This is a genomic window from Protofrankia sp. Cas8, assembly GCF_963555845.1.
Classification (GTDB): Bacteria; Actinomycetota; Actinomycetes; order Frankiales; family Frankiaceae; genus Protofrankia.
This window is the reverse complement of the sequence record NZ_CAUVXI010000081.1, coordinates 13,144-21,480: the sequence shown is the minus strand read 5'-3', so window position 1 is coordinate 21,480 and position 8,337 is coordinate 13,144. Positions and strand designations below refer to the sequence as shown.

Here is an 8,337-nt window from a genome sequence, read left to right as displayed (position 1 = left end):
GTGCAGCGCCAGTTCCAGGCCGCCGCCCATGGCCGCGCCGTTGATCAGCGCGAAGGTGGGCACCCTGGCGCCGGCCAGGCGTCCCGCGCCGATCCGGCGCATCGCGGTGTGCCCGAGCTCGCTCAACGCGTGGATGGCAGGCCGGATTGCCCGCGGATCGGTGAACGACGACCGGAAGGACAGGTCTGCGCCGACATGGAAGACGAACGGCTTGCCGGTGACGGCGACGGCCGACACGGCCGGGGCGTGCGCCTCGATCTCAGCCGCGGCGGCGAGCAGGTTGCGCAGCCCGGCGGGGCCGAAGGTCGACGGCCGAGTGTGGTCCATACCGTTGTCAAGGGTGATGAGCGCAATCGGCCCCGCGACATCCGGTACCTGCACGTAACGGACGTGGGCGTGCGTCACCACCTCGCCCGGATGATCGAGGGTCGGCGTGTCGGTCGAGCTCATGTTGCCGCTCCCGTCCCGTTAGCGCTCCGGGGACTGCGGCCTGCGGGCGCGCGATCTGACGATCGTCGCGCGCCTTTCGGCTCTCCAGCCGCGTCCGCCGTGTCCGCCGTGTCCGCCGTGTCGTTGAAATGCGGGTTCGACCAGATGGTCGTGGCGCCCATGCCGAGGCCGACGCACATGGCGGTGAGTCCGTAACGGACGTCGGGACGCTCGGCGAACTGGTGGGCGAGCTGGGTCATCAGCCGTACGCCGCTGGCGGCCAGCGGATGCCCCAGGGCGATCGCGCCGCCGTAGGGGTTCACCCGCGGGTCGTCCTGCGCGATGCCGAAGTGGTCGAGGAAGGCCAGTACCTGGACGGCGAAGGCCTCGTTCAGTTCGAACAGCCCGATGTCGTCGATGGACAGGCCGGTACGGGCCAGGGCCTTCTCGGTGGACGGGATCGGCCCGACCCCCATCACGTGGGGTTCGACGCCGGCGAAGCCGAAGCCGACCAGGGACATCTTCGCGGTGAGACCGAGTTCCCCGGCGACGTCCGCGGCGGCGAGTATGCATCCGGTCGCGCCGTCGTTGATGCCCGCCGCGTTACCTGCGGTCACCCGGCCGTGGGGGCGGAACGGGGTCTTGAGGCCGGCGAGTCCGGCGGGCGTCGTGTCCGGGCGCGGTGGTTCGTCGCTCGTCACGAGATCCCAGCCACTGTCGACGTGCCGGGCCGCTACCGGAACGAGATCGGGTTGGAGCCGGCCGTCCGCGTAGGCCTTGGCCACCTTCTGCTGGGAGGCGAGGGCGTATGCGTCCGCCCGCGCCTTTGTGATCGTCGGGTAGCGGTCGTGCACGTTCTCCGCGGTCTGCCCCATGACCAGCGCGGAGAGGTCGACCAGCCGCTCGGAGACGAAACGGGGGTTGGGGTCGGCGGCTTCGCCCATCGGGTGGCGGCCCATGTGCTCGACCCCGCCGGCGATCGCGACGTCGTAGGCGCCGACGGCGATCGCGGACGCGGTCGTCGTGACCGCGGTGACCGCCCCGGCGCACATCCGGTCGACGGCGTAGCCGGGTACGGACTGCGGCAGACCGGACAGGATCGCCGCGACCCGGCCGATGGTCAGGCCCTGATCGCCGATCTGGGTGGTGGCGGCGATCGCCACCTCGTCGATCCGGTCGGCCGGCAGCGACGGGTTGCGCCGCAGCAGTTCGCGGATGACCCTGACGATGAGATCGTCCGCGCGTGTCTCGGAATAGACCCCCTTCGCCTTGCCGAAGGGGGTGCGGACGCCGTCGACGAACACGACGTCGCGGACGGAGTCCCTGGCAGCTAGGAACACCTGTGCCTCCTGACCGGGGGACCCGGACAAAGCCGGTGCCGACGTGCTCGCCGACACCCCGAAGCCTACGGCAGGTTGTTACCAATGGGTAACCCTGCTGGTCCCGCCGGCGGTTCTGGCAGTTCTGGCGGCTCGGCCCGTTCCGGCGGCTCGGCCCGTTCCGGCGGATCTGGCAGTTCCGGTGGATCTGGCAGGCAGCTCGCGATCGGGCCGGCGGTGAGCTCCACCTGCCATGGCCGGGCGCCGCCGGCACGCAGCAGCTCCGCGACGATCTCAGCTTCCGCCGGCGCCGCCGGGGCCGCCGGTGGTGACCAGGCGAGCCGGCGGGCGAGGGCCGGCTCCAACAGGTTCTCCACCGGCATGGTTCGCTCGGTGGCGATGGCGCCCAGGCAGGCGCGGACCCGGGCGAGGCGGGCGGCTGCCACCGGATCACGGTCGGCCCAGCGACTCGGCGGCGGCAGGCCGTCGCCGCCGGCCGCGACGGCCTGCGGCAGGGCGCCCTCGGGCAGCCCGGCGGCTTCCCGTAGCGCGGTGAACCAGGTCCGCGCGGTTCGGCGCAGCCGCGGGCCGGAGAAGATCGACAGCTGGGTCAGGGCCTCGACGTCCGCGGGGTTGCGCAGAACCGCGTCGATGATCGCGCTGTCGGGAAGCACCCGTCCAGGAGCGATGTCCCGTTCGCGGGCGATCCGATCCCGGGTCGTCCACATCGAGCGGACCGCGGCGAGCTGGCGACGGTTGCGGACCCGGTGGATCCCGCTGGTACGCCGCCACAGTTCCGGCCGCGGCTCACGGGGCGGAGCCGCGGCGATCGCGGCGAACTCCTCGCGGGCGAACCGCAGCTTGTCCTGCGCCGCAAGCTCGCCGTGCAGGGCGTCGCGCAACTCGATGAGCAGCTCGACGTCGAGCGCGGCATAGCGCAACCACGGTTCCGGTAACGGCCTGGTCGACCAGTCGGCCGCCGAATGTCCCTTCTCGAGCGAGAAGCCCAGCACCTTCTCGACCATGATCCCAAGGCCTACCCGCTCGTAACCCAGCAGCCGGCCGGCAAGCTCGGTGTCGAACAGCGTGGTGGGCCGCAGGCCGATCTCGGCCAGGCAGGGCAGGTCCTGGTTGGCGGCGTGCAGGACCCACTCGGCGGTACCGACGGCGTCCTGGACGCAGGACAGGTCGGGCACCGCGATCGGGTCGACGAGGTGGGTTCCAGATCCGCGGCGGCGGATCTGGACCAGATAGGCCCGTTGGCTGTACCGGTACCCCGAGGCCCGTTCGGCGTCGAAGGCCACCGGACCGGTCCCGGCGGCCAGCCGCGCCGCGGCCGCGCGCAGCGAAGGCTCGTCGACGACGACCGAGGGGATGCCTTCGGACGGCTCCAGTAGCGGTCGAGCCTGCTCGGCGCCGCCATCTGGATCGTGGCCCTGCTGGTGCGATGAGTCCGGAACCGTCGACGTCACGATCGGCGATGGTACGTCTCAAGTAGCTGCTGCGAACGGCACTCGGGCCGACGAGGCCGGGTCAAATCGCTGTGGACCCGTGATTGGTGCCGGGATGGGTGATCAATTTTACCGTTGGCATCCATGCAGGCGCGGAGCGTTCTCGACTATGACCTGCGATGGTGAGATGATGAGCGCCATGATCACAATTCTGCGTCGGTCGGTACTGTTCCCAGCCGTGACCCCGTGACACACGTTGCCGGGCGCTCCTAGTCGCGGCGGGTGGGCAGCGGCACCACTCCGCAGACCCGCGGTGGCAGACCGGCCATGGCGGCGAGCAGGTCCGCGAAGGCATGCAGTTGGGCCACGGCCTCCGTCGGACGCCACCCACGGCGACCGGCGGCACCGGTCGTCTCGGCCCAGTCCGGCGACCACGAGCAGCGCACCTCCACATCCGAGCTGTCGCCGTCCGTGGCGAGAACGCCGAACCGCCTCGAGTTCGTGATGGTCACGGTGCCGCCCATCGCGCGGTAGGCGGCCTGGTTCGCTTCCAGCGCCTCGCGCACCCACGACCAGGCGACCTCGGGCAGGCACGGGTCCACGGCGATCTCGGGATCGACAGCCGCCCGGGCATAGCAGACGAACCGTGCGGTGCCTTCCCAGGCGCTGTGCCCGACCGGATCGACGAGGAGGATCAGACGCCCGGAGGCGGCCTCGTCGCCGTCGCACACCAGGCCACCGGCGATGGCGAACGCATACGGCGCCAGCCTGGTAGGTGCTTGGAGCTCGTGTACGGCAATCTCTGACCGCACCCGCCCCAACGCGTCCCGTAGTGCGGCTGTAGCGGCCACGAAGGCTGTCGGCACGCCCTCCGGAGACAGCGATGCGCCCATGGACGTCACGTTAGGACGTCCGGACCGCAGGCGCGCGACAGAGCGTGGGCGACCGGGCGAGCAGACCGGGCAGCAGACCGGGCATGCATACGCCTGCCCGCGCCTGACACCCGATCAGGCGACATAGCGGGACCGGTGCGGGATCGGATGGCCGGTGGACCGCGGTGCTACCCCCACCGACGCCCGGCCCGGCCTGGCGGGGACCTGCTGTTGATCGACGAACAGCGCCGTTCCGCACTCGACACATGCCCGGTCGGGACACTCCGCCCCGTGCCCGTCCGAACACGGCGGTTGCTCGAAATCGCGTATGTCACCGCACTCGGGGCACACCCGTTGGGTTAACCCGTCGGCGCCCACATGGACATGTTCCATCCGAACACCACTCCCAGGTCACGTCCACGTCGGGAGGGTTCGTGTGGACATCACGGACCCTCCCATCCCATTCGGACCGTCCCTGACGGTGGCACGGACCTGCCCCATTGCCACGCATTCGGCCCCGGCGTGTCGCGCATGCCCATGGGTGTCCGGCTGGTCGCCTTTGGTGAGCATCGACCACTAAACTCAGGGCGCGGTACCGGGCGTCGGGGCTGTCGTGGATGTGGTCGAGCTGCCGGCCGGCGTCGGTGGGTGACCCGCGGCGGGGACGTGCAGCCACCGGCGTTCCACGATGTACGGGGCGATGGGCAGGACGGCGGCACCCAGCGCCAGCAGCGTCTTCGACATCGGCCAGCGCCGACTCCGGGCCAGTGCGATCATTATCGCGCAGTACGCGAGGAAGAGCCCGCCGTGGATCGGACCGAGTATCCGGACGCCGCCGGGGTGGCCGGCACCGTACTTGATCGTCGTTGCGACCAGGAGCAGGAGAAACGACGTTGCCTCGGCGATCGAGACAACCTGCGCGGTGGCAAGCAACCTCTTCTCGCCTCTGTTCGTGCGGGTGTTGCTCGCAGCTGGCATGGTCGGGCCTCCACGGTATTTTCTTCTACGTCACGTCGAAGGTAGTCGTGGCCGCGGCCGTGCGTGGTCCGGTTGCCATGCTGTGGCCCCCGTCCGTCGCCTCATCCGCCGGCCGGTCTCATGCTGTGATCGGTCGGTCCGCGATGGTGGAGCGTGACCGACGTCGCGGCGATCGAGGTCGCCGCCTGAACACCCGGCGCGTCCGGCATGCAACCATCGAGGCCATGTACCGCGCAGCGGCGCCCGGGCGCGGAGTCTCGGGCGCGCCCACTGGAGAGTCCGAACTCCGCGACGCGCCGTTCCTACGGGCGTGTCGCGGTCAGTCCACTGAGCGCACGCCCGTGTGGTTCATGCGGCAGGCGGGCCGGGCGCTCCCGGAGTATCGCCGGCTGCGCGCCGGGACAGCCATGCTCGACTCCTGCCGCGATGCGGCCATGGTGACCGAGATCACTCTGCAGCCGGTGCGTCGGTTCCGCACCGATGCCGCGATCCTGTTCTCCGACATCGTCCTGCCGCTCGTCGCGATCGGCATGGACATCGACATCGTCGCCGGGGTCGGCCCGGTCGTCGCGGAGCCGGTCCGCGACCGCGGTGCGCTCGCCCGTCTGCGGCCGGTCGGCGACGAGGACGTGCCGTATGTCGCCGACGCCGTCCGCACGCTCGTCGGCGAGCTCGGGCCAATCCCGTTGATCGGGTTCTCCGGCGCGCCGTTCACCCTTGCCAGCTACCTGGTCGAGGGTGGCCCGAGCCGGACGCACGCGCGGACCAAGGAACTCATGTACACCGAGCCGCGGCTGTGGCACGACCTGCTGGAACGCCTTGCCGACATTGCCATCGGCTACCTGCGGGTCCAGATCGATGCGGGTGTGAGCGCAGTCCAGCTGTTCGACTCGTGGGCCGGGGCACTGGATGAGGCCGACTACCGCCGTTACGTGCTCCCGCACAGCCAGCGTGTGCTTGGTGCATTCGACCATGCCGACGTCCCGCGCATCCACTTCGGGGTGAACACCGGCGAGCTGCTCGGCGCCATGGCCGAGGCCGGTGCGGACGTCGTCGGGGTGGACTGGCGGGTTCCGTTGGACGAGGCCGCCCGGCGGATCGGTCCGGGTCGCGCGGTCCAGGGCAACCTCGACCCGACCGCGGTCTTTGCGCCGGTGGACGTCCTGGCGGACAAGGTCCACGACGTGTGTGCCCGCGGTGCCAAGGCGAGCGGTCATGTGTTCAATCTCGGGCACGGAGTGCTCCCGCAGACCGATCCCGGCGTACTCGCCCACATCGTGGACCTGGTTCACGAGGCCTGACCGCCTGACAGCCCGCAGCGCCGGTCGCGTATTCCGTCGCCGGCGCCGTGACATTGCCGGGCGGCCCGACCCGACCGTCGGGCGCGGAGGGAGACTGGACCCGCGGCGGCCGCATCGGGCAGGCGGCCGCGATCGGGAGGAGCGGGTCCACATGCGGGTCGTCGTGGTCGGAGCGGGCATCGCGGGGCTGGCTGCCGCCCATGCGCTACGGGGCCGGGCTGAGGTCACCGTGGTCGAGTCCGGCGACCGCGTCGGAGGCAAACTGCGGACCACCTCGTTTGAAGGCATGCCTATCGAGGAGGGTGCGGAGTCGTTCCTGACCCGCGTACCGGACGCCGTGCGCCTTGCCCGGCATGTGGGAATGGGCCACGACATCGTTCATCCGGCGACCACCGCGGCCTCGCTGCTGATCTCCGGCCGGCTGCGGCCACTGCCGCCGCGGACCCTGCTCGGCGTGCCGACCGACGCGATCGGCCTGATCCGTTCCCGGGTGCTCTCACCGGTCGGGCTGCTCCGCGCCGCCGCCGATCTGGTGCTGCCGCGTACGATCCTGCCGGACGACCCCACCGTCGGTGGCTATGTGGGTGCCCGGGTCGGCCGCGAGATCGTCGAGCGGCTCGTCGACCCGCTGCTGGGCGGGGTGTACGCGGGGCGGGCCGATGCCATGTCCCTGCGCGCCACGGTTCCGCAGCTGATACCGATCATGTCCGAGGACCGCTCGCTGTTGCTCGGGGCGTACCGGGTCCGGGCCCGCACCGCGCCCGCGGATCCCGCGGGAACGCCGGTGTTCGCCTCGGTCCGTGGTGGCCTCGGACGGTTCGCGGCAGCTGTCGCGGACACCAGCGGGGCGACGATCGTGCTCGGCGCGACCGTCCGTGCGGTTGGCCGGACGCCGTCGGGCTGGCGGCTGACCATCATGGATACCGGCGCCTCCGACACACCGGCCGCCCCGGGGGCCGGCGGGTCGGGCGAACGGGAGATCGATGCCGACGCCGTGATCCTCGCCGTGCCCGTGGCCGTGGCCCGGGCCCTGTTGGCGCGGGTGGCGCCGCACGCAGCCGCACCGCTGGCCGCCGTCCCCTACGTGTCGGTGGGGTTGACCACCCTCCTCTACCGGGGAGCGCGGCTACCGCCCGGCAGCGGCTATCTGGTGCCGCCGCGTGCGGGCGGGGTCGTCAAGGCGGCTACGTTCGTGTCCGCGAAGTGGCCGCATCTGTCGGCCGGTACCGACCTCACCGTCGTGCGGGCAAGCGTCGGGCGGGCCGGCGACGTCCGTGACCTCGAGCGGAGCGATGTCGAGCTTGCCGGCGTGGTCGCGGCCGAGCTCGCCGCTGCGACCGGGCTGACGGTCCGGCCGGGGGCCAGCCGGGTGACACGCTGGCCCGACGCGCTCCCGCAGTATCTGCCCGGGCATCTGGACCGGATCGCGGCCGCCCGCCGGGCGCTGCCCACCGGCCTTGCACTGGCTGGCGCGGGCTACGACGGGGTCGGCATCCCGGCATGCATCCGGTCCGGCGAGGCGGCAGCGGAAACGGTGCTGCGCGCGGATGACGCTGTGCGGGCCGGGCGGATCGGGCCGTGACGCGCACCGGATGGTCAGACCTGTCCGACGGTGAGACGTACCCGATGGTGAGACGTACCCGATGGTGAGACGTACCCGACGGTGAGCGCACGGTGCGGTACTGACGTGGCGTCTGCCGGCACCGCCCGGCCAGGCAGCTCCGGCTAGGCGACAATTGGGCCATGTCCGAGACTCCGAGCGGCCGAAGCCCGCGCGATCATGAATCTGGTCGCGCGGCCGGCGGCCCCATCCAGCCCAGTACCGAGATCTCCCCGGGTACTCCCGCGCTGTCCGCGCGCGATCTCAATGCCGAGCTCCTCTACACCTCCTGGTCGGTCTTTGCGGCGCGGGACCCGCTACCCGCGGACCGCGGTGCGGTCGTCGCGGAGGTGGAGGGCCTGCTTGCCGGTGCCCTGGCCAAGGACG

The 8,337-nt window shown here is 71.4% G+C and carries 7 protein-coding genes and 1 pseudogene; 3 read left to right on the top strand and 5 right to left on the bottom strand.

Annotation, left to right across the window (positions count from 1 at the left end; translation table 11 throughout):
* The 5 genes from U9977_RS13610 to U9977_RS13590 all read right to left on the bottom strand — a co-directional run.
* The coding region (locus U9977_RS13610) for an enoyl-CoA hydratase/isomerase family protein (protein WP_416210597.1) at window positions 1–450 on the bottom strand (450 nt) is incomplete at its 3' end.
* Entirely contained in the window at window positions 447–1,769 is a 1,323-nt protein-coding gene (locus tag U9977_RS13605) for a thiolase family protein (protein WP_322749615.1), read from the bottom strand. The genes U9977_RS13605 and U9977_RS13610, both read right to left, overlap by 4 nt.
* 65 nt (window positions 1,770–1,834) lie before the next feature.
* Entirely contained in the window at window positions 1,835–3,220 is a 1,386-nt protein-coding gene (locus U9977_RS13600) for an HRDC domain-containing protein (protein WP_322749614.1), read from the bottom strand.
* A gap of 248 nt (window positions 3,221–3,468) precedes the next feature.
* Window positions 3,469–4,092: a DUF3000 domain-containing protein gene (locus U9977_RS13595; RefSeq protein WP_322749613.1), complete on the bottom strand. Its 624-nt coding sequence runs from the start codon at window positions 4,090–4,092 to the stop codon at window positions 3,469–3,471.
* A 561-nt stretch (window positions 4,093–4,653) separates the two neighbouring features.
* Entirely contained in the window at window positions 4,654–5,049 is a 396-nt protein-coding gene (locus U9977_RS13590) for a DUF3817 domain-containing protein (RefSeq protein WP_322749612.1), read from the bottom strand.
* A 224-nt stretch (window positions 5,050–5,273) separates the two neighbouring features.
* Between U9977_RS13590 and hemE the strand changes: the two genes are divergently transcribed.
* From hemE to U9977_RS13575, 3 genes and pseudogenes are all read left to right on the top strand, one after another.
* Complete coding sequence (gene hemE, locus U9977_RS13585; RefSeq protein WP_322749611.1) at window positions 5,274–6,350, top strand: uroporphyrinogen decarboxylase; 1,077 nt, start codon at window positions 5,274–5,276, stop codon at window positions 6,348–6,350.
* A gap of 151 nt (window positions 6,351–6,501) precedes the next feature.
* Window positions 6,502–7,932 (top strand): protoporphyrinogen oxidase, encoded by a 1,431-nt coding sequence (gene hemG, locus U9977_RS13580; RefSeq protein WP_322749610.1) that lies wholly within the window; start codon window positions 6,502–6,504, stop codon window positions 7,930–7,932.
* A 161-nt stretch (window positions 7,933–8,093) separates the two neighbouring features.
* Window positions 8,094–8,337 (top strand): annotated as a pseudogene (locus tag U9977_RS13575) (chlorite dismutase); the annotation flags it as partial.

Coding starts and splice junctions, on each gene's coding strand:
- hemE (WP_322749611.1), top strand. CDS start 5,274: ATGTACCGCGCAGCGGCGCCCGGGCGCGGAGTCTCGGGCGCGCCCACT.
- hemG (WP_322749610.1), top strand. CDS start 6,502: ATGCGGGTCGTCGTGGTCGGAGCGGGCATCGCGGGGCTGGCTGCCGCC.
- U9977_RS13595 (WP_322749613.1), bottom strand. CDS start 4,092: ATGGGCGCATCGCTGTCTCCGGAGGGCGTGCCGACAGCCTTCGTGGCC.
- U9977_RS13590 (WP_322749612.1), bottom strand. CDS start 5,049: ATGCCAGCTGCGAGCAACACCCGCACGAACAGAGGCGAGAAGAGGTTG.